Genomic DNA, 311 nt, shown 5'->3' on the forward strand with positions numbered 1-311 from the left:
GCTTTGCGCACAGGCTCATAAAGGGATTCATTCTTCCAAAGACTTAACAAGAGCACGGAGAGCTTACGAGCAATCGCGATGACGGCCTTCTTCTTAGCACGAGGACCACCCCGGGCCGCCAGCTCCAGCCCATGCTGGCGCAGGTCACTTTCCTTGCCAAAGGGCCCCAGGATATATTGGGCCGACCCGACCAAGAGTCGCCGCAAATAACTGTCTCCGGCCTTGGTGATTCGGAGTTGTTTATCACAATCTCCCGACTGATCGCGCCGGGGCACGAGGCCAAGATAGGCACCCACATCGCGCACCTTGGA

1 protein-coding gene is annotated in these 311 nt (G+C 57.6%); it reads right to left on the reverse strand.

Translation table 11 applies throughout. From position 1 onward, the window contains the following. Positions 1-311: transposase (locus tag JIN78_RS17105; protein WP_200393208.1), on the reverse strand; the 311-nt coding region annotated here is incomplete at both ends.

The sequence above is a fragment of the Roseibacillus ishigakijimensis genome (genome assembly GCF_016595415.1).
GTDB lineage: Bacteria > Verrucomicrobiota > Verrucomicrobiia > Verrucomicrobiales > Akkermansiaceae > Roseibacillus > Roseibacillus ishigakijimensis.